This is a genomic window from Pseudomonas sp. GW821-FHT01D09 (assembly GCF_059422465.1).
On record NZ_JBWKWY010000011.1, the window covers coordinates 98,585 to 119,612 of the forward strand.

A 21,028-nucleotide genomic window follows, 5' to 3' on the forward strand; every position below is an offset into this window, starting at 1 on the left:
ACGGTGAGCTTGAGGCCGCCATCGCCGCCAAGCCAGCTGCTACCTAAACTCCAGTGATTGCGGCACATCCACATCCCACAACACCCCAGGATCATCCACCGGCACTTCCCGCACCTCAGTCTGGGCAAACAGAGCCTTGGCCCCACGGTCCCCAGTCAACCCCATCAACACCGGCCCCAGTGCCGGGCCAAACGCAACAGGATGGCCCCGCCGGCCGGCATGCACCGGCACACTGACCCCCTCCACCCGCTCTATCACCCGCTCAATACTCGCCGCCTGGATAAACGGCATATCCCCCAACACCACCAACCAACCCGCTGCCGAGCTACTGGCCGCCACCGCTGCCGCAATGCTGTCGCCCATGCCCGCCGAATCCAGGAGCAGCACTTCGCACCCATAGCTCCCAGCCAGACGCACAACCTCGCTGCGCTCCGGCGATGTGACCACCCAACGCCGGGTGACACTGGCGGGCAAATTGACCAGCACCTGCTCCAAGACCGGCCGCGTCACCCCATCACGCCCCACACAAGGGGCCAGCAGTTTGTCCTGACCGCTTAACGCGCGGAACCGCCTACCCTGCCCCGCCGCCAGGACAATGGCGGTGATGGCGCTCGTCAATTGACGGTTTCCAGCAAGGGCTTACGCTGCGAAACCTCCACACCGTTCTTGATTGCAACGATCTGCGCCATCAACGACAAGGCAATCTCCGCCGGCGTATGACTGCCAATCGGCAGCCCAATCGGGCCGTGCAACCGTGCAATGGCCTCGGCGCTCAATCCCAGCGCCGCCAAGTCTTCGCGGCGCTTGCGGCTATTGACCCGCGAACCCAGGGCGCCAACGTAGAACGCCCTGGAATTCAAGGCGGTCAACAGCGCCATATCGTCCAGGCGCGGATCGTGGGTCAGGGCGACAATGGCCGTGCGCTCGTCCGTCTGGATATTGAGCACGGCTTCATCGGGCATTCCCGGCACAAAGCGCCCGTGCTGTTCTTCCCAGCCATGCACAAACTCCGTACGCGGGTCGCAGATCAGCACTTCAAAATCCAACAAGCGCGCCATTTCGGCCACATAGCGCGACAACTGGCCAGCACCGATCAGCAGCAGGCGCCAGCGCGGGCCGTAGATGGCCCGCAAGCGCTCACCGTCAAAACTGACCAGGTCGGACTTGCTCGCCGCGCTCAAGCGCACAGTGCCCGTCGCCACATCCAACTCCCGCGCCACCATTTCATGGGCCTCGCAACGCGCCAGCAACTCGGCGACCCACGCGGGATCGCCCACCCGCTCCTCCGTCAGGCGCAAGGTGCCACCGCAAGGCAATCCAAAGCGCGCCGCTTCATCCCGGGTGACGCCATAGGTCACCAGTTGCACCGGCGGCCCGTCATCAGGCAAGCGGCCATCGTGGAGCCGGGCGATCAGATCATCTTCGATGCAGCCCCCGGAGACCGAGCCGATCACCACCCCATCGCCGCGCAGGGCCAGCATCGCCCCCGGCGGTCGTGGCGCGCTGCCCCAGGTCTGGACCACGCTGTACAGCACCACCCGCTGCCCTGCGCGGCGCCATTGCAGCACGCTGCGCAGGACATTCAGATCCACGCTGTCCATCAGACCTTCGCCTCCTGCTGCCAGCCCTGCAACTGATAGCGCACCGGCAGGTTGCGGATGCGCTTGCCGGTGGCGGCAAATATTGCATTGCACAGCGCCGGTGCAATCGGCGGCACGCCCGGCTCCCCCACACCGCCCAGGGGCACCTCACCTTGGGGGGTGACTAAATGGATGGCAATTTCCTTGGGCGCCAGGGACATACGCGCCACTTCATACATATGGAAGTTGTCCTGCTGGACCTTGCCCTCCTTGAAGCTGATTTCCCCCAGGACCGCGTTGCCCAAGCCCATGACGCAGGCGCCCTCGAACTGCGAGCGGATGCGCTCCGGGTTGATCTGCGGGCCGCAGTCCACGGCAATATCGGCCTTGTGCACAATCAAGGTGCCATCGTCCTTGACCTCCACCTCGATCACCGCCGCCACATAAGTCACAAAGCTGTAGTGCACCGCCAGCCCCAGGCCACGCCCCTTGGGCAGTGCACGGCCCCAGCCGGCAGCCTTGGCGGCGGTTTCCAGTACGCCACGCATGCGCGCGGTATCGATCGGGTAACGCTCGGGTGACTCACCGTAGTTCCACTCTTCGCTCAAGGTGCGTGGATCGATCTGGCGATCCGGGCCCAGCAGCTTGAGTTGATATTTCAGCGGATCCTGGCCGGCCTTGTGCGCCAGTTCATCGACAAAGCTCTGAATGGCAAAACCATGGGGGATATTCGACACCGAACGGTACCAACCCACACGGGTATGGGCGGCCGCTTCAGGGTTCTCCAGGCGCACATTGGGAATGGCGTAGGCCATGTTAGTAAAGCCCATGCCCAGCTCAAACGCGGCCTCATGGTTCATGCCTGGCGCAAACAGCGCGGTGATGCTGGGTGCCACGGTGCGGTGCAGCCAGCCGGAGGGCATGCCGTCTTTGTTCAGGCCGGCCTTGAGGTACTCGGCGGAGACGGTATGGAAGTAGGAATTATGGATATCGTCTTCACGGGTCCATTGCACGCGCACGGCCTTGCCGGGGAACTCCTTGGCCAGCAGCGCAGCCTCGATGATGAAGTCCGGCTTGGACTTGCGCCCGAAACCGCCGCCCAGCAGGGTGACATGGATCGTGACATTATCGAACGGCAGGCCCAGGCGCTCGGCCACCCGTTCGCGCGTGACCTGCGGCGCCTGGCTCGGGGCCCAGGCCTCGCATTGCCCGTCTTGATAACGGGCCACGGCCACCATCGGCTCCATCGGCGACTGCGCCAGGTGTGGCAAGTAATACGCGGCTTCGAGGGTGCTGTCGGCATCGTTCAGGGCCTGGTCGATGCTGCCAGTATTGCGCACGACCTTGCCGGGCTGGAGGGCCGCGGCTTCCAGGGTCTTGCGATAGTCGATGGAGTTGTAGCCGGCATTGGCGCCGTCCTCCCAGACGATCTGCAATGCCTCACGGCCCTTGATCGCCGCCCAGGTGTTGCTGGCCACCACCGCCACCCCGCCCAAGGGGTGGAACTCCGAGGGTATGGGACGGCTCTCGATTTGCAGGACCTTGATCACACCCGGCACTTTCAACGCCGCGCTGGCATCAAACGACTTGACCTGGCCGCCATACACCTTGGGCCGGGCAATGGTCGCAAACAGCATGCCGTCGAAATGCACATCGGCGCCGTACACCGCGCGGCCATTGACGATATCGGCACCGTCGATGGCCTTGGTGGCGTCCTTGCCGATATAGCGAAATTGCGCCGGTTGCTTGAGCCGCAGGCTGTCGCGCGCCGGTACTGCCAGGGCACCGGCAGCGGCGGCCAGGGCGCCATAGCCCAGTTCGCGGCCGCTGGGCTGGTGAAGCACTTTATGCAGCTGCGCGCGGCACTCGCCCAGCGGGACTTTCCACTGCTCGGCAGCGGCCTGTTCCAGCATGGTTCGCACAGCGGCGCCGCACCGGCGCATCGGCTCGAACCAATGGCGCATGCTGCGCGAGCCGTCGGTATCCTGGTTGCCAAAACGCGCTTCATCGCCCGGCGCCTGCGCAACCTTCACCTGTGCCCAATCGGCCTCCAGCTCATCGGCCACCACCATGGCCAGGCTGGTACGCACGCCCTGGCCCATTTCCGAGCGGTTGCAGATCACAGTAACGGTGCCATCGGTGGCGATGCTGACATAGACCTTGGGGTCATCGACCACGCCATGGGGCATCGCGTCCCCGCCGTATTGCTTGGCCTCGGCGGCAAAGGCCTGGGGCAGGCCCCAACTGGCGGCCACTACCAGGGCACCGGTCGCGCCGACCCCTTTGAGGAAGCCACGGCGGCTGAGGTTGTTCAGGGCGAAATGGCTCATGCCTTGGCCCCCTGCAGGTGAGTTGCGGCCTGGCGGATCGCCGTCTTGATGCGGTTATAGGTGCCGCAGCGGCAGATATTGCCAACCATGGCCTCTTCTATCTGTGCATCGCTGGGGTTGGGGTTGGTTTTGAGCAAGGCCGTGGCCGACATGATCTGCCCGCCCTGGCAATAACCGCACTGGGCCACGGCCATATCCAGCCACGCCTGCTGCACCACCTGGCCGACCGGGTCGTTATGCAGGTTGTCGATGGTGCTGACGTTCTGCCCCTTGACCGAGCCAATGGGCGTGATGCAACTGCGGGCCGGCGCGCCGTCAATATGAATGGTGCAGGCGCCGCACAGGCCCATGCCGCAACCGAACTTGGTGCCGTTGTAACCCGCCACGTCGCGGATCGCCCACAGCAGGGGCATGTCCTCGGTGACATCCAGTGGATGATCTTGACCGTTGAGTTTCAGAGTAATCATGGGCACGCCCGCATAGTGATTGGATTATGGGGTCGAGCTATCTGCCGCTTTCAGGGGAGCGGAGTCGGTTCACGCAGATGGCTCAGGCTAATCGGGCTCTCTTGTGAAGACAGGTCTTCACCGGGCCCTTGATAAACAGCATCTATCGAACAATAAACAGGCAGCGTTAGCCTGCTAAGTTAACCCAGCATTAACAAAAAAGCCCTGCAGTGCAGGGCTTGGTTCAACACACGGGAAGCGTAGCTCAATAACGATTGGGTTCCATTTCCAGGTCAACCTGGAAGCGCTCGGCGATATCGCGCTGGATGCGCTGGGCCAGGCTGGAAATATCCAGGCCGGTAGCCGCGCCATAGTTGACCAGCACCAGCGCCTGCAAGCGATGCACACCGGCATCACCGTCGCGAAAGCCCTTCCAGCCGGCCTTTTCAATCAACCAGCCGGCCGCCAGTTTCACTTGGCCATCGGCCTGGGGATAGGCCACCAGATCGGGATATTGCAGCTGCAACTGCGCCGCCAGCCCCTGGGAGACCAGCGGGTTCTTGAAGAAACTGCCAGCGTTGCCCAATACCGCGGGGTCGGGCAGTTTTTCACTGCGGATGCTGCATATGGCGCGGCTGACGTCGCTCGGTGTGGCCTGGGTAATGCCCTGCTCGGCCAGGCGTTGTTGCACTGGGCCATAGCCGAGCTTCAACTGCGCGACGCGGCTCAAGGCAAAGCGCACCCGCAGGATCAGCCAGCGCCCTACTTCGTGCTTGAACAGGCTGTCGCGGTAGGCGAAGTTGCATTCTGCCAGGCTGAAATCGCGCAACTGGCCGGTCTGGCGGTCGAGGGCGGTCAGGCCGGCGAACACATCCTTGATCTCGACACCGTAGGCGCCAATGTTCTGCATCGGCGCCGCACCGACAGTGCCAGGGATCAGGCTGAGGTTTTCCAGGCCAGAGAATCCTTGCTCAAGGGTCCACAGCACAAAAGGATGCCAGGCCTCACCCGCCTCGGCTTCCACCACCACCTGCTGCGCGTCCTCGTGCAGGACGCGAATACCCCGGGTCGCCATGCGCAACACCAGGGCCGGGATATCCTGGGTCAGCAGCAGGTTGCTGCCGCCACCGATCACCAGCAATGGCAACGGTTGTGCGGCCGCATAGGCCAGGGCCTCGCGCACATCGGCGTCGCTATGGGCCTCGGCGAACAACTGCGCACGCACATCGATGCCAAAACTGTTGAAGGCCTTCAGGGACACCTGGGGCTGCACATCCAGACTCATAAACGCCCCTTCAATTCGATCACCAGCAAATCACAGGCGGACTCGATCAGGTCCAGGACCTGCTCGAACCCCTGTTCGCCGTCGTAATACGGATCCGGCACTTCATCCATCGCCAAGTCGTAGCGGCGCAGGAACAGGTCCAGCTCGGCCTTGCCCTGGGCCGGCTGCATGGCCTTGAGATTACGCAGGTTGCTCTGGTCCATGGCCAGGATCAGGTCGTAGCGCGCAAAATCGGCGCGCGACACCTGCTGGGCACGCTGGGCCGACAAGTCGTAGCCACGGCGCAGCGCCGCTTGCTGGCTGCGTTTGTCCGGCGCCTTGCCGATATGCCATTCACCGGTCCCGGCAGACGCCACCTCGACCCGGTCCGCCAGCCCGGCGGCCCGCAGTTTGTGGCGCAGCACGCCCTCGGCGGTGGGCGAGCGGCAGATATTGCCCAGGCACACAAACAGGACTTCCATCAAGCCCCCAACAACCGACGTACGCGCTCAAGGTCTTCCTGGGTATCGACCCCCGGCGGCGGGGCTTCAATCGCATCCCCCACATGAATGCGCACACCGTGCCACAGGGCCCGCAGTTGCTCCAGGGCCTCGGTGTTTTCCAACCAGCATGGGCCCCAGCTGACGAAGTCATGCAGGAAGCCGGCGCGGTAGGCATAAATGCCGATATGACGGCGATACGGCACGCCCGCCGGCAACACGTCAGGCTGCCGGGCAAATTCGTCGCGCGCCCAGGGCAGGGTCGAACGGCTGAAGGTCAGGGCCAGGCCATTGAGGTCGCTGACCACCTTGACCACGTTCGGGTTGAACAGGGTCTGGATGTCTTCGATGGGCTCGGCCAGGGTCGCCATGCGCGCTTCGGCATGGGCGGCCAGGTTGGCGGCGACCTGGTCGATGACACACGGCGGGATCAGCGGCTCGTCGCCTTGCACGTTGACCACGATGGCGTCCGGCGCCAGGCCCAGGTGCGTAGCGACTTCGGCCAGGCGGTCAGTGCCGGAGTTGTGGTCTTCACGGGTCAACACCGCTTCGGCACCAAACCCCTTGCAGGCCTCGATGATCCGCAGGTCATCCGTGGCCACCACCACGCGCTGGGCGCTGCTCTTGCAGGCCTGCTCCCAGACCAGCTGGATCATCGGCTTGGCGCCGATCATCTGCAATGGTTTGCCGGGCAGGCGGGTGGAGGCGTAGCGCGAGGGGATGACAACAGTGAAGGCAGTGGTCATTTATCCAGGCGCTCGTCGGTCGTCAGGGTACGGGCTTCGCTTTCCAGCATCACCGGAATGCCGTCGCGGATCGGGTAGGCCAGGCCGGCGCCCTTGCTGATCAGCTCGGTCTTGTCGGCACTGAGCTTGAGCGGGCCTTTGCAGATCGGGCAAGCGAGGATATCGAGCAGTTTGGTGTCCATGGGGGTTTCCTGGATAAAAGCGTTTCAAGGCAAAAGTCGAGCCGGCAGCAGACGCATCAGTTGCGTGTCGAACCAGGCGATAAACGCCGGTGACGGTGCTGCATCGACTGCAAGGTACCACCAGTGTGCCTGGGCAAAGGCGCGGCACTTCACCGCGTCCTTTTCGGTCATGACCAACGGCAGTGACGGCGTAAAATTCAGGACCTCGGCGCTGTAGGGCGCATGGTCGGCAAATGCATGGGGTATCGGCAGCCAGTGTAGCGTTTCGAGGGTGTTGAAGAAACGTTGCGGGTTGCCGATGCCGGCGACCGCGTGCACCCGCTGCCCCACGGGGAAATGGTCCAGCGGCTGGCGCTCTCCGGTCAGCAGATTGACCAGGGTCGTGGGCAACAGACGGAAGGCAAAGCCATCTTCGCGATCAGCCGCCGCGCCGTTATAGAGCAGGGCATCGACGCTGTGCAGGCGCTCGACCGGCTCGCGCAGCGGCCCGGCAGGCAGGCAGCGGCGATTACCCAGGCCACGGGCATTGTCGATCAGCACCAGTTCCAGGTCGCGGGCCAGGCGGTAATGTTGCAGGCCATCGTCGGACAGGATCAGGTCCAGGGTCTCGCTGGCCAGCAGGGCCTGCACCGCACGGCTGCGATCGGGGTCGATCATCAGTGCCACGCCGCTGCGCTGCACGATCAACAACGGCTCGTCGCCGGCCACTTGCGCGCTGTCGCTAGCCTGCACCCGCCATGGCAACTGCGCAGGCTTGGCCCCATAGCCACGGCTGACCACGCCGACCCGCAGGCCACTGCGCTGGCAATGCTCGATCAACCACAGGATCAACGGCGTCTTGCCCGTGCCGCCCACGGTGATATTGCCAACCACGACAATGGGCACCGGTGATTGGTAGATCGTGCCCTCACCCGCCAGGAACCGGTCGCGCTTGCGCTTGACCACCTGGCGATAGAGCGCCTCCAGCGGCTGCAAGAGCTTGAGCGCCGGGTGGCCGTCGTACCAGGCCTTGAGCAAACGATCGGACCAGGCCATCAGGGCTGCCCCGCCGCCTCGACGGTGGTCATGCGCAAATGGCTGAAGCCGAGCTTGCCGGCAGCATCCATCGCGGTGATCACGGCCTGGTGCGGGGTCTTGCCATCGGCACTGATGGACAGCGGCAGTTGCGTATCACCGCCGGATTCCCTCTGCAGCGCATCCATCACGCTGGCCACGTCGTTTTTTTCGAGCAACTGATTATTCAGCGAAAACACCCCTTCGGCGCTGATGGTGATCTCCAGTTGCTTGAGCTGCTGGTCTTCAGCCGGCGAGCCGCTGACGGCTTCCGGCAGTTCGACCCGCAGCTGGGTTTCCCGGGTAAAGGTGGTGGTGACGACAAAAAACAGCAGCAGGATAAACACCACATCGATCAACGAGGCCAGGTTGATATCGACGGTTTCCCGGGGCTTGCGGCGAAATTTCACGCTTTGCCCTCGACCAGGTCGACATCGCGGTCGCCCTGGACCACTTCCACCAGCTTGATCGCTTCCTGCTCCATGCCCACCACCAGCTCATCAATGCGCCGTTGCAGGAAGCGGTGGAAAAACACCGCCGGGATCCCCACCATCAGGCCCGCCGCCGTGGTGATCAAGGCCTTGGAAATGCCCCCGGCCAATACCGAGGCATTGGTGGTCATGCCCGAACCGGTGAAAGCACTGAAGATATCGATCATGCCCAGTACCGTGCCGAGCAAGCCCAGCAATGGCGCCATTGCGGCGATGGTGCCCAGGGCATTGATGTAGCGCTCCAGCTCGTGGATCACCCGGGCGGCGGCTTCTTCAATGCACTCCTTCATGATCTCGCGACCATGCTTGGAGTTGGCCAGGCCCGCAGCCAGGATCTCGCCCAGGGGGGAATTGGCCCGCAGTTCCTTGAGTTTTTCCTTGTCCAGTTGCTTGTCCTTGATCCAGCGCCAGACCTGCCCCAGCAGATGATCAGGGGTCACACGGCTGGCGCGCAGGGTCCACAGGCGTTCGGCAACGATGCCGAGTGCGGCGATGGAGCTCAGAATGATCGGCAACATCATCCAGCCGCCGGATTTGACCAATTCCCACACAGTGAATGTCCCCTCGAAAAAGTGCGCCACTTTAGCATATAGGCTGGCGAGGAAGAGCCTGCCCGCCGACAGCCATCATGTCGCAGGCCCCGCTCTTTGGTAACTGTCAATTGCAGGCGTGCGCCAGAAACGGCGCTGGCTGCGCGCCGTGACCGGAGCCTGGAAAGCCCCCAGGCGCAGGCGCACGGCGCCCTGTTCGGCGCTGTCATAAAGGGCGCTGCGCAGATGCTGGTAACGCGCAACTACCTGCGGGTGCGGATGGCCAAAGCCATTGCCTCGCCCACGGGAAATCAGCACCGCCTTGGGGGCCAGTTGCTGGACGAACGGCCAGGACGAGGAGCTGCGGCTGCCATGGTGAGGGGCTTGCAGCCAATCCGTGGGCACCGCCAGGGGCGTGGCCAACAAGGCCCGTTCGGCCTCACGGTCGATATCGCCGGTCAGCAGCAGCCGCTCGCCACTGGCCTGGACCTGCAGCACGCACGACTTCGCGTTGCCGTTGCGGGCATCGGCCCATTGCCACAGCTGGAATGCCACGCCGTCCCATTCCCATTGTTCACCGCTGACACAGGCCTGGGCGCCAAGAAACGCCGGCAGCCCCTGGGTTTCCCCGCCCACCACGCGCTTGACCGGCAACCCGCGCGCCACCGCCGCCGCGCCGCCGGCATGATCGGCGTCGGCATGGCTGAGCAGCATCAAGTCCACCTGGCCAACCCCCAGCTTACGCAGAGCCGGCAGAACCACTCGCTCACCGAGATCGAAGTCCCCCACCCGTGGCCCGGCGTCATACAACAGCACGTGGTTGCGGGTGCGCAACACAATCGCCAGGCCCTGGCCGACATCCAGTTGCTCTACCGCCACCTGGCCCAATGGGATCGATTCACGGGGCGGGAACACCGCCAGCAACAACAGGGGCCAGCCCAGCAGGCGCACAGGAATGCCCTTGGGCATCAATAACAGCACGGCGCCCAGCAGACTGAGCAGCCAGTAGCCCACGGGCACCTCGGCCGGCATCCACGCCGGTATGTGCCCGGCCAGCAAGGCCAGGGCGCTGAACAGCCAATCCAACGCGCCACCCGCCAGCCACAGCAGGCCACTGCCCAGCCACGGCACTGCCAGCAACAACGTACCCGCCAGCGCCAACGGCAGCACCAGCAGGCTGATCCACGGCACGGCAAACAGATTGGCCAGCGGCGCACTCAAGCTGATCGGCAAGCCGAGGATCAATAGCAGCGGAAACAGCCCGATAGCGATCAGCCACTGGGCACGGCTCCAGACCTGCCACGCACGCCAGGCCCCCAAACGGCCGCTGAAGGCCAGCAGCAACACGGCCACGGCGGCAAACGACAACCAGAAACCCGGTTGCAGGCTGGCCAGGGGTTCAAGGATCAATACCGCATTGAGGGCCAGCAGCAGGGGCCAGCCGATCCCCAGATGGCGAAACCGCAGGCGCCACAGCAACACCAGCCCCACCATCACACAGGCGCGCTGTACCGGCACGGCAAAACCGGCGAGCACGCCATAGGCCAGCGCCGCGGCAAATGCCAGGCCACAGGCCCAGGGCAGCCAGGGCAAGCGCCTAGGCCAGCAGCCATAGCGGGCCAGCCCGGCCACCAGGGCATAGATCAACCCTGACAACAGGCCGATATGTTGGCCGGAGATGACCAACAGATGCACGGTGCCGGTGTCCTGCAAAATGCGCCAATCCTCGGCGGCCAAGCCGGAGCCGTCGCCCAGCACCAATGCGGCCAGCCCGGCTTCGCGCCCCCGGGCATCGACCGCCAGTAGCTGCTGGCGCAGCCCATCACGCCAGGCATGCCGGGCGGGTGCCAGGCGCTGGCCGTCCTTGACCGACCCCGTTGCCCCCACGCGCTGGGCCAGCAGCCAGGCTTCCTGGTCGAAGCCCTGGAAATTCAGCAGGCCGGAGGGCCGTTTGAGGGTGACAGCCAAACGCCAGCGCTCGCCGCTGCGCACTGGCGGGCCGCCCTGCCAGGTCACACGGATACGCTGGGGCAGCCGGCCCTGGCGTGACCGGCTGTCGCTCAGCTCGAAGCGCACCAGCCCATTGCCCTGCTGCGGCAGCCCGCTGACCCGCCCCTCCAACCAACGGGTCTGGCCGTCCAGGGCGGGAGCGAGCCGGTCGTCCAGGGCCTGGTGCGCGCTGAAACAGGCCCAGGCCAGGCCCAACAGGAAAAACGCCAGCGGATAAGTACGAAACGGCAGCAGCATCAACGCCACCACCGGCAACACCAGCAACCAACCGACCGGCGGCAAGACGGGCAGCAGGCGCAACGCCAGCAGCCCCAATGCCAATGCAAACATCCCTGTACGCATGGATCATTCCTTGAACGTGATCCATTGAGTGTTAGCCGAGCGGTTCAGGGCGAACTATGATTTTTTGTCACAAAGTCTGAATTTCCCGTTCGTAGAATACGGGCATACTTGCCCCTCGAACTGACCTGGACCCCTTATGCCACGGCACTTATTCAAACGGTACATGCCCGATCCGACCAGCATCAGGGAACATAAGTCCTTACGCTTTCTCGGCACGCTGCTCCATGACCCCAACCTCTGGCACCTCAATCGGCACTCGGTTGCCCGGGCCATGGCTGTCGGCTTGTTTGCCGCCTTCATTCCCATGCCCTTGCAGATGCTGCTGGCGGCCATCCTCGCCATCTCCGTGCGTGGCAATATGCCCATCGCCGTGAGCCTGGTATGGCTGACCAACCCGATTACCATGCCCGTGGTGTTCTTCTGCACCTACATGACGGGCACCTGGCTGATGAACATCCCGGCCCGCACCCTGCCCGACGAACTGACCTGGGAATGGATCAGCGGGCAACTGTCGACCATGTGGCAGCCCTTCCTGCTGGGCTCGGTGGTGCTGGGCCTGGTCCTGGGCGCGCTGGCGTACTGCCTGACCATGGTGTACTGGCGATGGTGGGTTGGGCATCAGTGGAAAAAGCGCCAGCAACGTAATCGGTAGCGACCGGCATGCAGGTGCTGGCGCTTCGGTGTACCTATCCGTTAGCGCAGCAATGGAGAGGTACTCAATAAGCCCGCCCTCCCCCCTCAATCATCTTTTGCAAGATTCCACCCCCCGCATATGGCTACACTGCGCAGGTGGCGCAGGCCGGATGCTTGCGTAGAATGTCGACATCAGTGTGGTAGCAGGAGAGTGGCGTGCTAAGAAGAATGGGGATAAAAGGCCGCGTACTGTTGCTGACCTTGTTGCCTACCAGCCTGATGGCCTTGCTGCTGGGCGGTTATTTCACCTGGATGCAGCTCTCGGACCTGCAAACCCAACTGCTCAATCGCGGCGAGATGATCGCCGAACAGCTGGCGCCGCTGGTGGCTCCGGCCCTGGGCAACAAGAACACCGACCTGCTGGAGCGCATCGCTACCCAGTCCCTGGAGCAAGTCGACGTCCGCGCCGTATCCTTCCTGGCGCCCGACCGCTCGCCCCTGGCCCATGCCGGCCCGACCATGCTCAACCAGCCGCCGATCGGCAACAGCTCGCACCTGTTGCAGCACACCGGCAATGACGCCACCCGCTACCTGCTGCCCGTGTTCGGCCGCCATCGCAACCTCGCCGGCGACTTGATTCCCGACGAAGCCGACCGCCTGCTGGGCTGGGTCGAGCTGGAGCTGACCCACAATGGCATGCTGCTGCGCGGCTATCGCAGCCTGTTCGCCAGCCTGCTGTTGATCGCCATCGGGCTGATCTGCACGACCGCCCTGGCCTTACGTATCAGTCGCACGATCAACTCGCCCATCGGCCAGATCAAGCAAGCGGTGGCGCAGCTCAAGGACGGCAACCTGGAAACCCGCTTGCCGCCCCTGGGCAGCCAGGAACTGGATCAATTGGCGTCCGGTATCAATCGCATGGCCGATACCCTGCAAAACGCCCAGGAAGAACTGCAACACAGCATCGACCAGGCCACCGAAGATGTGCGCCAGAACCTGGAGACCATCGAGATCCAGAACATCGAGCTGGACCTGGCCCGCAAGGAAGCCCTGGAAGCCAGCCGCATCAAGTCCGAGTTCCTGGCCAATATGAGCCATGAAATCCGCACGCCGCTCAACGGCATCCTCGGTTTCACCCACCTGTTGCAGAAAAGCGAGCTGTCACCCCGCCAGTTGGATTACCTGGGCACCATCGAAAAGTCCGCCGACAACCTGCTGGGCATCATCAACGAAATCCTCGACTTCTCGAAGATCGAAGCCGGCAAGCTGGTGCTCGACAATATCCCGTTCAACCTGCGCGACCTGCTGCAAGATACCCTGACCATCCTTGCCCCGGCCGCCCACGCCAAACAGCTGGAGCTGGTGAGCCTGGTCTACCGCGATACGCCGCTGTCCCTGGTGGGCGACCCGCTGCGCCTCAAGCAGATCCTCACCAACCTGGTCAGCAATGCCATCAAGTTCACCCGCGAAGGCACCATCGTCGCCCGGGCCATGCTTGAAGACGAGCAGGAAGACAGCGTGCAACTGCGCATCAGCGTGCAAGACACCGGCATCGGCCTGTCCAACCAGGATGTGCGCGCCCTGTTCCAGGCCTTCAGCCAGGCGGATAACTCGTTGTCCCGCCAGCCCGGTGGGACGGGCCTGGGGCTGGTGATTTCCAAACGCCTGATCGAGCAGATGGGCGGCGAAATCGGCGTCGACAGCACGCCGGGCCAGGGGTCGGAGTTCTGGATCAGCCTCAACCTGCCCAAGACCCGCGACGATATCGAAGACCTGCCGGCCCCGCCGCTGCTGGGCCGGCGCGTGGCCGTGCTGGAGAATCACGAACTGGCGCGCCAGGCCCTGCAACACCAGTTGGAAGACTGCGGCCTGGAGGTCACGCCGTTCACCAGCCTGGAAAACCTGACCAACGGCATTACCAGCGCGCACCAGACCGAGCAGGCGATCGACCTGGCGGTGCTGGGCATCACCGCCAACGATATTCCACCCGAGCGCCTCAACCAACATCTCTGGGACCTTGAACACCTGGGCTGCAAAGTCCTGGTGCTGTGCCCGACCACCGAACAGATGCTGTTCAACCTGTCGGTGCCCAACCCCAATAGCCAGTTGCAGGCCAAGCCGGCCTGTACCCGCAAATTGCGCCGGGCGCTGTCCGACCTGATCAGCCCGCGCCCCTCGCGCAGTGAACCGGGCGAGCCGTTGTCCAGCCGTGCGCCACGGGTGCTGTGTGTCGACGACAACCCGGCCAACCTGCTGCTGGTGCAGACCCTGCTCGAAGACATGGGCGCCAAGGTGCAGGCCGTGGAAAGCGGCTATACCGCCATCGAAGCGGTGAAAAAGGAAGCCTTCGACCTGGTGCTGATGGACGTGCAGATGCCCGGCATGGACGGGCGCCAGAGCACCGAGGCGATTCGCCAGTGGGAAAGCGAGCGCCACGGCACGCCGCTGCCTATCGTCGCGCTGACGGCCCACGCCATGGCCAATGAAAAACGCGCCCTGCTGCAAAGCGGCATGGATGACTACCTGACCAAGCCCATCAGCGAGCGGCAACTGGCCCAGGTGGTACTGAAATGGACCGGCCTGGCCTTGCGCAACCAGGGCCCGGAACGCGCCGTCGAAGGCCACGGCCCCGCCGCCCAACTGCCGGTACTCGACCATGAGGAAGGCCTGCGCCTGGCGGCCGGCAAGGCTGACTTGGCCGCCGATATGCTGGCCATGTTGCTGGCGTCCCTGGAAGCCGATCGCGAAGCGGTCTGCATCGCCCGCGAAGCCAACGACAACAATGCCCTGATCGAACGGGTCCACCGCCTGCACGGCGCCACCCGCTACTGCGGCGTGCCACAACTGCGCGCGGCCTGCCAGCGCGCCGAAACCCTGCTCAAGCAGGATGACGCCAAGGCCATGGCCGCCCTGGATGAGCTGGACATGGCCATCACCCGCCTGGCCAACGAAGCCCGGGTCAATGCCTGATACAGAGCAACACGCCCAACGCCAATGACGGGCAACCTATCCTGTAAGTGCCGGTAAGCTGGCGCCGACAGGATTTGTGTCACCACACGCTATTTTGCAGGGAGCCCCTTGATGCGCATCATCCTCTTCAGCAGCCAGACCTATGACCGTGACAGCTTTCTTGCCGAACCCTTGCCCACCGGCCTGGAGCTGCAGTTCCAGCCGGCACGCCTGAACCTCGACACCGTGGCCCTGGCCGACAAGCACGAAGTGGTCTGTGCCTTTATCAACGACGACCTCAGCGCCCCGGTGCTCGAACACCTGGCCGCCGGCGGCACGCAGCTGATCGCCCTGCGCTCGGCCGGCTACAACCATGTGGACCTGGCCGCCGCCAAGCGCCTGGGCCTGACCATCGTGCGGGTGCCGGCGTACTCGCCCCACGCGGTGGCCGAACATGCGGTCGCGCTGGTGCTGGCCCTTAACCGTCGCCTGCACCGCGCCTATAACCGCACCCGCGACGGCGACTTCAGCCTGCACGGCCTGACCGGCTTCGACCTGGTGGGCAAGACCGTGGGCGTAGTAGGCACCGGGCAGATCGGTGCGACCTTTGCCAAGATCATGGCCGGTTTTGGCTGCACCTTGCTGGCGTACGATCCCTATCCCAATCCGCAGGTCGAAGCCCTTGGCGCGCACTATGTCAGCCTGCCCCAACTGCTGGCCGAGGCGCAGATCATCAGCCTGCACTGCCCGTTGACCGCCGACAGCAAGCACCTGATCAATACGCAATCCCTGGCCCATATGCAGCCGGGGGCGATGCTGATCAATACCGGGCGCGGTGGCCTGGTGGACACCCCCGCGCTGATCGAAGCGCTCAAGGACGGGCAACTGGGCTACCTGGGCCTGGATGTGTACGAGGAAGAGGCCCAGCTGTTTTTTGAAGACCGCTCGGACCTGCCCTTGCAGGACGATGTACTGGCGCGCCTGCTGACCTTCCCCAACGTAATCATCACCGCGCACCAGGCCTTCCTCACCCGCGAGGCCCTGGCGGCAATTGCCGGGACCACCCTGGCCAATATCCAGGCCTGGGCCGGCGGCCAGCCACAAAACCTGGTGCACGGATGATCAACGGTCACATACCGCGCGCATGGTAAATAGACGAGCATGATAGGATGCCGCGCCTATTTGGAGGATCCATGGCCGAACACGATTTCCGCTTCAGTTTGCTGAGCCCACAACACACCCTGATCGAATGCCGCGCCCTGGTGCCGGGTCGTTATCAAGTCACCGGCAATGGTGGTTCGATCAAGCATGGCGATGTGCTGATCGTCACCTTGCGCGGCAGCAAGACCCTGTCGATGCGCCTGACCGTCGAAGGCGATGCGCGCTACTCCATCCGCCCGGCCGGGCAATGGGTAGCCATGGCGCAAGGGCCGAAGTTCGGCGAGCTGGAGATTCACACCTGGAAGGCCAATTGCGACAGTTGCGAGGCCGTGCTGGAGTTTGAGTTCGCGGTAGAAACCAAGCTGACCAAGGAGCCGCTGCAACCGGCCGCCACGGCGCGCATTGCCGAGTTGGGCTGGGCCACGGTCGGCGACAAGCACCGTTGCCCGAAATGCCAGCAGGCCGCGCCATGAAGAGCCTGCTGGTGCTCGCAGCGCTGGGCGCAGGCCTTGTCGGCTGCGCCAGCGATGAAGTCAAGCTCAAGCAGGATCACAGCTATATCGTGGAGTGGATCGGCGAACGGCCCCTGATGGACTACGCCCACCTGACCGTGACCCTCGGCGCCGATGGCCGGGCCTATGGCAATGGCGGCTGCAACCATTGGTTCGCGCCGTACAGCCTGGACGGTGACACACTCAGCTTCGGCAAGATCGGCAGCACCCGCAAGTTGTGTGCCGAAGCCCTGATGGAGCAGGAACAGCGCTTCTTCAAGGCCCTGCAAACCGTGCAGCGCTGGGACATCTCGCCCATCGAGCAGACCCGTTTCTGGCCTGCCGAGGGCAAGCCACTGCGTTTGTGGCTGGAAGAAGGTTGATCCAGCCCTTGTAGGAGCGAGCAAGCTCGCTCCTACAGAGATCGCAAGGGGTCAGCCGCGCAACGCTTTGAGCTTGGCCAGTACCCCCGCCGCCGTCTGCTCGCCCAGCATCTGCGCCCGCACCTTGCCCTTGTCATCGATGATGTAGGTCACCGGCAAGACTTCGCTGCGCGGAATCTCGAAAATGGCCTCGGGGTTCTGTGCCAATACGGTGAACTTGATGCCCAGCTTCTCGCTGGCGCTCTTGAGCTCTTCGCCCTGCACATTGTCGAAGTTGACGCCAAACACACTCACCGGCTGGCCCTTGAGCTGCTCGGCCAGGGCGTTGAGTTCGGGGATCTCGATGCGGCACGGGCCACACCATTCGGCCCAGTAATTGATCACCAGCCATTGCTTGTCGATGCGCTCGGCCGCGACTTTCTGGCCGTATTGGTCAACGCCATAATCATTGCCGCAACCGCTGAGCAGGAGTGTGGTGATAACTGCCAGTGCGCCTATCAGTCGCCGTGTCATGGGGTATTCCTTAGCAAAAATGAACGTAGGCTGCGGCCGATCGCCTCTTACGGTTTAAGGACAGCCCGCAGCGCAGGTAGAATACCCGCCACCTTACGCAAGATGCGACCCGCACATGACCGATCTGACGCTTTATCACAACCCGCGCTGCTCGAAATCCCGCGGTGCGCTCGAACTGCTCGAGGCCCGTGGCCTCACGCCGAACGTCGTGCGCTACCTGGAAACCCCGCTGGACGCCGCGCAGCTTGAAGCCCTGCTCGCCAAGCTGGGAGTCGGCGCCCGACAACTGCTGCGCAGCGGCGAAGACGAATACAAGACCCTCAACCTGGACGACGCCAGCCTCAGCGAGGCGCAATTGATTGCCGCCATCGCCGCCCATCCCAAGCTGATGGAACGGCCGATCCTGGCCACCGCCGACAAAGCCGTGATTGGCCGGCCACCGGAAAATATCCTGGAGCTGCTGCCGTGAGCGTGCCTTACGTTCTGGTGTTGTATTACAGCCGCAACGGCTCGGTCAGCGAAATGGCCCGGCAGATTGCCCGGGGCATCGAGCAAGGCGGCCTGGAAGCGCGCCTGCGCACCGTGCCGGCGATCTCCAGCGAGTGCGAGGCCGTCGCGCCGAGCATCCCGGCCGAAGGCGCGCTGTATGCCAGCCTCGACGACCTGAAGCACTGCGCAGGCCTGGCCCTGGGCAGTCCGACGCGCTTTGGCAACATGGCCGCGCCGTTGAAGTACTTTCTCGACGGCACCAGCAACCTGTGGCTGACTGGCGCCCTCGTCGGCAAGCCGGCTGGGGTCTTCACCTCAACCGCCAGCCTGCACGGCGGCCAGGAAACCACCCTGATGTCGATGCTGCTGCCGTTGCTGCACCACGGCATGCTGATCACCGGCCTGCCCTACAGCGAACAGGCGTTGCTCGACACCCAGGGCGGCGGTACGCCCTACGGCGCCAGCCACCATTCCGGCGCCGACGGTAAACGCGCCCTGGACGCTCATGAAATCGCCCTATGCCGTGCCCTGGGCCTGCGCCTGGCGAAGACCGCGGCAAAACTGGAGAGTGGCCGTGGCCAAGAAGCCTAAAGTCCTGCCGGCCCAGGCCTGGCTGGAACCCCGGGTCAAGCTGGCACGGGCCTTGAGCCTGCTGGCGTTCCTGGGCCTGGTGGGGCTGCTCTGCGTTTACTACCTGCTGGTCGCCGACCTGCATGGCGCACGCCCCTGGGTGATCTTGCTGATCGAACTGGTGCCGTTGTTGATCCTCGCGCCGGGCATGCTCATGGGCAGCGCGCGCGGGCATTCGTGGATGTGCTTTGTGGTGAACCTGTACTTCATCAAGGGCGCCCTGGCGGCCTATGACCCGAACCGCCAGTGGTTTGGCGTGCTGGAGATGCTGGCGAGCCTGGCGGTGTTCTGCACGGCGCTGCTATATGTACGCTGGCGGTTCCAGCTGAATCGGCGGTTGGCGGGGGAAGGTCAGCCAGCCTGAGGGTTTTGTGGGGCCGCTCAGGTCCCATCGCAGGCAAACCCACATTTGGAATGCATCCCCCTGTGGGAGCTGGCTTGCCTGCGATGGCAGCACCTCGATCTCAATGATTGACCGTATAAGCCAACATCATCGACAACTGACACATCGGCCGCCCGCTCTCGGCGTGCCATTGGTTGAACGCCGCCTGCACCGTCGCCAGGTCCCGCAGGCTGGTGGGGGCCTTGTCGACAATCTCCTGCGCATTCAGCGCCGCAACCACGTCATAACTCGGCACAAACGTGTCCTTGCCCACCATGCGCAAAAAGCGCGGTGCCGACAGCCCGCCCAGTTGATGGCCGTGCTTGCTCAGGTATTTCCACAAGCCGACGATCTCGGTCACCGGCCAGTCGGCAATCAGCGCCGCGAAGCTGCCCTTCTCCTGCTCGACATCGAGGATCATCTGCGCATTGCGCGGCACGCTCTTGAGCTTGCCCAGGTGGCGGATGATCCGTGTGTCCTGCATCAGCCGCTCAAGGTGCTCGGCGCCCATCAGCACGACTTTTTCGGGATCGAAGCCGAAAAACACCTCCTCGAACGCCGGCCATTTGGCGTCCACCACACTGTGCTTGAGCCCGGCACGAAACACCCGCAGCGACAGGGTCGACAGGTAGCGGTCATCGCTGATCTGGCGCAATTGCGCCGGCGTCTTGGGCACGGGCAGGTGGGCTTCCAGCTCGGCCGCCGAACCAAAGCGGTTCAGACAGTATTCGTGCAGCCATTTGTAATCGCGCATGCCCTCTCCTACGGGTTGAAATGAAAACGGCGCCCATAAGCGCCGTCTGTCAGAGCCTGGAAAAGGCTCAGAGGTTCACAACGTTGACGAAGCGCGAAGCCGCGGTTTCGTCGATGCGCAGGCTGGTGAAGTCAAACAGGTTACGGTCGGCCAGCTGCGAGGGGATCACGTTCTGCAAGCTGCGAAAGATGCTCTCGGTGCGCCCCGGCGTCTTGCGCTCCCACTCCTGGAGCATGTCCTTGACCACCTGGCGCTGCAGGTTCTCCTGGGAACCGCAGAGGTTGCAGGGGATGATCGGGAATTGCTTGAAGTCGGAGTAGGCCTGGATGTCCTTCTCGTTGCAATACGCCAGCGGGCGAATCACCACGTTGCGCCCATCGTCGGCACGCAGCTTGGGCGGCATGGCCTTGAGCGAGCCGTTGAAGAACATGTTGAGAAAGAAGGTCTCGACGATGTCATCGCGGTGATGCCCCAGGGCCATCTTGGTCGCGCCGATTTCATCGGCAAAGGTGTACAGCGTGCCACGGCGCAGGCGCGAGCACAGCGAGCAGGTGGTCTTGCCTTCCGGGATCAGTTCCTTGACCACTGAATAGGTATCTTTCTCGACGATGTGGTACTCGATGCCCAAGGCCTTGAGGTAGGCCGGCAGCACGTCCTCGGGGAACCCGGGCTGCTTCTGGTCCATATTGACCGCGACAATGTCGAACTTGATCGGCGCGACCTTTTGCAGGTGCAGCAGCACATCCAGCAGGGTGTAGCTGTCTTTGCCGCCGGACAGGCAGACCATGACCTTGTCGCCCTCTTCGATCATGTTGAAGTCAGCGACAGCCTCACCGGCCAGGCGCCGCAGGCGTTTTTGCAGTTTGTTCTGATTGACGGTAAGGGTGCCCATGGCGCTTGGATCCGCGAAAAAGGTTGTGACGAAAAGCCGGGTATTTTAGCGGTATGGCGCACCGAGTTCCAATGTGGGAGGGGCTTGCCCGCGATAGCGGCAGTCCAGCCACTGTTTCTGGCAACTGACCCACCGCCATCGCAGCGATGCGGCGACCCGACAAGCCAGCTCCCACAGGGGACTGCATTCCACGTCACAGACCCAGGCGCGATTAAGCCCCGTGTTTACAGCGCGATTTGCTCTAAAGCCCCCCACTTTTCCTGGCTATCACTTCCTA

At 63.7% G+C, this 21,028-nt stretch carries 23 protein-coding genes; 8 read left to right on the forward strand and 15 right to left on the reverse strand.

The features are described 5' to 3' along the window. Window positions 1-39: 39 nt before the first annotated feature. The 12 genes from AC07W7_RS13025 to AC07W7_RS13080 all read right to left on the reverse strand — a co-directional run bounded on the left by AC07W7_RS13025 (window position 40) and on the right by AC07W7_RS13080 (window position 11,474). A complete protein-coding gene (locus AC07W7_RS13025) occupies window positions 40-618 on the reverse strand; it encodes a nucleotidyltransferase family protein (RefSeq protein WP_232243897.1) in 579 nt (192 codons plus the stop codon). Then, window positions 615-1,601, reverse strand: a complete 987-nt coding sequence (locus AC07W7_RS13030; RefSeq protein ID WP_076964155.1) for an XdhC family protein — start codon at window positions 1,599-1,601, stop codon at window positions 615-617. The genes AC07W7_RS13025 and AC07W7_RS13030 overlap by 4 nt, the downstream gene beginning before the upstream one ends. Then, window positions 1,601-3,910, reverse strand: coding sequence for a xanthine dehydrogenase family protein molybdopterin-binding subunit (locus tag AC07W7_RS13035; protein ID WP_495039452.1), 2,310 nt, complete (start codon window positions 3,908-3,910; stop codon window positions 1,601-1,603). The genes AC07W7_RS13030 and AC07W7_RS13035 overlap by 1 nt, the downstream gene beginning before the upstream one ends. Continuing rightward, window positions 3,907-4,377 (reverse strand): (2Fe-2S)-binding protein, encoded by a 471-nt coding sequence (locus AC07W7_RS13040; RefSeq protein ID WP_495039453.1) that lies wholly within the window; start codon window positions 4,375-4,377, stop codon window positions 3,907-3,909. Before AC07W7_RS13040 ends, AC07W7_RS13035 begins: the two co-directional genes overlap by 4 nt. 244 nt (window positions 4,378-4,621) lie before the next feature. Then, window positions 4,622-5,641, reverse strand: coding sequence for a UDP-N-acetylmuramate dehydrogenase (gene murB / locus AC07W7_RS13045; protein WP_099168472.1), 1,020 nt, complete (start codon window positions 5,639-5,641; stop codon window positions 4,622-4,624). Next, window positions 5,638-6,102 (reverse strand): low molecular weight protein-tyrosine-phosphatase, encoded by a 465-nt coding sequence (locus AC07W7_RS13050; RefSeq protein ID WP_099168471.1) that lies wholly within the window; start codon window positions 6,100-6,102, stop codon window positions 5,638-5,640. Before AC07W7_RS13050 ends, murB begins: the two co-directional genes overlap by 4 nt. Next, window positions 6,102-6,866: a 3-deoxy-manno-octulosonate cytidylyltransferase gene (kdsB, locus tag AC07W7_RS13055; RefSeq protein ID WP_076964160.1), complete on the reverse strand. Its 765-nt coding sequence runs from the start codon at window positions 6,864-6,866 to the stop codon at window positions 6,102-6,104. The genes AC07W7_RS13050 and kdsB overlap by 1 nt, the downstream gene beginning before the upstream one ends. After that, window positions 6,863-7,048: a Trm112 family protein gene (locus tag AC07W7_RS13060; RefSeq protein ID WP_003174668.1), complete on the reverse strand. Its 186-nt coding sequence runs from the start codon at window positions 7,046-7,048 to the stop codon at window positions 6,863-6,865. The genes kdsB and AC07W7_RS13060 overlap by 4 nt, the downstream gene beginning before the upstream one ends. A 24-nt stretch (window positions 7,049-7,072) precedes the next feature. Further along, window positions 7,073-8,083 (reverse strand): tetraacyldisaccharide 4'-kinase, encoded by a 1,011-nt coding sequence (gene lpxK / locus AC07W7_RS13065; protein ID WP_495039454.1) that lies wholly within the window; start codon window positions 8,081-8,083, stop codon window positions 7,073-7,075. Then, window positions 8,083-8,511, reverse strand: coding sequence for an ExbD/TolR family protein (locus AC07W7_RS13070; RefSeq protein ID WP_076964162.1), 429 nt, complete (start codon window positions 8,509-8,511; stop codon window positions 8,083-8,085). Before AC07W7_RS13070 ends, lpxK begins: the two co-directional genes overlap by 1 nt. After that, window positions 8,508-9,143 carry a MotA/TolQ/ExbB proton channel family protein gene (locus tag AC07W7_RS13075; protein WP_029299724.1) on the reverse strand — a complete coding sequence of 212 codons (636 nt, stop codon included), beginning with the start codon at window positions 9,141-9,143 and terminating at the stop codon, window positions 8,508-8,510. The genes AC07W7_RS13070 and AC07W7_RS13075 overlap by 4 nt, the downstream gene beginning before the upstream one ends. Before the next feature lie 75 nt (window positions 9,144-9,218). Next, entirely contained in the window at window positions 9,219-11,474 is a 2,256-nt protein-coding gene (locus AC07W7_RS13080) for a DNA internalization-related competence protein ComEC/Rec2 (protein WP_495039455.1), read from the reverse strand. 136 nt (window positions 11,475-11,610) lie between these two features. On the opposite strand from AC07W7_RS13080, the gene AC07W7_RS13085 reads away from it, so the two are divergent. The 5 genes from AC07W7_RS13085 to AC07W7_RS13105 all read left to right on the forward strand — a co-directional run bounded on the left by AC07W7_RS13085 (window position 11,611) and on the right by AC07W7_RS13105 (window position 17,091). Beyond that, a complete protein-coding gene (locus AC07W7_RS13085; protein ID WP_076964164.1) occupies window positions 11,611-12,126 on the forward strand; it encodes a DUF2062 domain-containing protein in 516 nt (171 codons plus the stop codon). 197 nt (window positions 12,127-12,323) lie between these two features. Then, window positions 12,324-15,077, forward strand: coding sequence for a response regulator (locus tag AC07W7_RS13090; protein ID WP_169866848.1), 2,754 nt, complete (start codon window positions 12,324-12,326; stop codon window positions 15,075-15,077). 111 nt (window positions 15,078-15,188) lie between these two features. After that, on the forward strand, window positions 15,189-16,178 hold the full coding sequence (locus AC07W7_RS13095) for a 2-hydroxyacid dehydrogenase (protein WP_495039456.1): 990 nt from the start codon (window positions 15,189-15,191) through the stop codon (window positions 16,176-16,178). A 71-nt stretch (window positions 16,179-16,249) separates the two neighbouring features. After that, window positions 16,250-16,690: a hypothetical protein gene (locus tag AC07W7_RS13100; RefSeq protein WP_495039457.1), complete on the forward strand. Its 441-nt coding sequence runs from the start codon at window positions 16,250-16,252 to the stop codon at window positions 16,688-16,690. Beyond that, entirely contained in the window at window positions 16,687-17,091 is a 405-nt protein-coding gene (locus AC07W7_RS13105; RefSeq protein WP_197883009.1) for an META domain-containing protein, read from the forward strand. The genes AC07W7_RS13100 and AC07W7_RS13105 overlap by 4 nt, the downstream gene beginning before the upstream one ends. Window positions 17,092-17,142: 51 nt before the next feature. Here AC07W7_RS13105 and AC07W7_RS13110 read toward each other — a convergent pair whose 3' ends face one another. Beyond that, complete coding sequence (locus AC07W7_RS13110; protein ID WP_076964169.1) at window positions 17,143-17,604, reverse strand: TlpA disulfide reductase family protein; 462 nt, start codon at window positions 17,602-17,604, stop codon at window positions 17,143-17,145. A gap of 115 nt (window positions 17,605-17,719) precedes the next feature. Between AC07W7_RS13110 and arsC the strand changes: the two genes are divergently transcribed. From arsC to AC07W7_RS13125, 3 genes are read left to right on the forward strand one after another with little or no spacing between them, the layout of a single operon-like run. Beyond that, entirely contained in the window at window positions 17,720-18,073 is a 354-nt protein-coding gene (gene arsC, locus AC07W7_RS13115) for an arsenate reductase (glutaredoxin) (protein ID WP_076964170.1), read from the forward strand. Continuing rightward, window positions 18,070-18,684, forward strand: a complete 615-nt coding sequence (gene wrbA / locus AC07W7_RS13120) for an NAD(P)H:quinone oxidoreductase (protein WP_076964171.1) — start codon at window positions 18,070-18,072, stop codon at window positions 18,682-18,684. Before arsC ends, wrbA begins: the two co-directional genes overlap by 4 nt. Beyond that, a complete protein-coding gene (locus AC07W7_RS13125) occupies window positions 18,668-19,087 on the forward strand; it encodes a DUF2069 domain-containing protein (protein ID WP_076964172.1) in 420 nt (139 codons plus the stop codon). Before wrbA ends, AC07W7_RS13125 begins: the two co-directional genes overlap by 17 nt. Window positions 19,088-19,187: 100 nt before the next feature. On the opposite strand, the gene AC07W7_RS13130 is transcribed toward AC07W7_RS13125, so the two are convergent. Beyond that, window positions 19,188-19,859 carry a DNA-3-methyladenine glycosylase I gene (locus AC07W7_RS13130; protein ID WP_076964173.1) on the reverse strand — a complete coding sequence of 224 codons (672 nt, stop codon included), beginning with the start codon at window positions 19,857-19,859 and terminating at the stop codon, window positions 19,188-19,190. Window positions 19,860-19,926: 67 nt separating this feature from the next. Continuing rightward, window positions 19,927-20,751 (reverse strand): tRNA 2-thiocytidine(32) synthetase TtcA, encoded by an 825-nt coding sequence (gene ttcA / locus AC07W7_RS13135; RefSeq protein WP_076964174.1) that lies wholly within the window; start codon window positions 20,749-20,751, stop codon window positions 19,927-19,929. Window positions 20,752-21,028: the final 277 nt, after the last annotated feature.

What these genes read in the sequence shown, in the direction of transcription:
- AC07W7_RS13105 (WP_197883009.1), top strand. Translation starts at nt 16,687, where the DNA reads ATGAAGAGCCTGCTGGTGCTCGCAGCGCTGGGCGCAGGCCTTGTCGGC.
- AC07W7_RS13085 (WP_076964164.1), top strand. Translation starts at nt 11,611, where the DNA reads ATGCCACGGCACTTATTCAAACGGTACATGCCCGATCCGACCAGCATC.
- lpxK (WP_495039454.1), bottom strand. Translation starts at nt 8,083, where the DNA reads ATGGCCTGGTCCGATCGTTTGCTCAAGGCCTGGTACGACGGCCACCCG.
- AC07W7_RS13050 (WP_099168471.1), bottom strand. Translation starts at nt 6,102, where the DNA reads ATGGAAGTCCTGTTTGTGTGCCTGGGCAATATCTGCCGCTCGCCCACC.
- AC07W7_RS13130 (WP_076964173.1), bottom strand. Translation starts at nt 19,859, where the DNA reads ATGCGCGATTACAAATGGCTGCACGAATACTGTCTGAACCGCTTTGGT.
- AC07W7_RS13080 (WP_495039455.1), bottom strand. Translation starts at nt 11,474, where the DNA reads ATGCGTACAGGGATGTTTGCATTGGCATTGGGGCTGCTGGCGTTGCGC.
- AC07W7_RS13060 (WP_003174668.1), bottom strand. Translation starts at nt 7,048, where the DNA reads ATGGACACCAAACTGCTCGATATCCTCGCTTGCCCGATCTGCAAAGGC.
- AC07W7_RS13100 (WP_495039457.1), top strand. Translation starts at nt 16,250, where the DNA reads ATGGCCGAACACGATTTCCGCTTCAGTTTGCTGAGCCCACAACACACC.
- ttcA (WP_076964174.1), bottom strand. Translation starts at nt 20,751, where the DNA reads ATGGGCACCCTTACCGTCAATCAGAACAAACTGCAAAAACGCCTGCGG.
- AC07W7_RS13030 (WP_076964155.1), bottom strand. Translation starts at nt 1,601, where the DNA reads ATGGACAGCGTGGATCTGAATGTCCTGCGCAGCGTGCTGCAATGGCGC.
- arsC (WP_076964170.1), top strand. Translation starts at nt 17,720, where the DNA reads ATGACCGATCTGACGCTTTATCACAACCCGCGCTGCTCGAAATCCCGC.
- AC07W7_RS13040 (WP_495039453.1), bottom strand. Translation starts at nt 4,377, where the DNA reads ATGATTACTCTGAAACTCAACGGTCAAGATCATCCACTGGATGTCACC.
- AC07W7_RS13110 (WP_076964169.1), bottom strand. Translation starts at nt 17,604, where the DNA reads ATGACACGGCGACTGATAGGCGCACTGGCAGTTATCACCACACTCCTG.
- AC07W7_RS13035 (WP_495039452.1), bottom strand. Translation starts at nt 3,910, where the DNA reads ATGAGCCATTTCGCCCTGAACAACCTCAGCCGCCGTGGCTTCCTCAAA.
- AC07W7_RS13095 (WP_495039456.1), top strand. Translation starts at nt 15,189, where the DNA reads ATGCGCATCATCCTCTTCAGCAGCCAGACCTATGACCGTGACAGCTTT.
- kdsB (WP_076964160.1), bottom strand. Translation starts at nt 6,866, where the DNA reads ATGACCACTGCCTTCACTGTTGTCATCCCCTCGCGCTACGCCTCCACC.
- murB (WP_099168472.1), bottom strand. Translation starts at nt 5,641, where the DNA reads ATGAGTCTGGATGTGCAGCCCCAGGTGTCCCTGAAGGCCTTCAACAGT.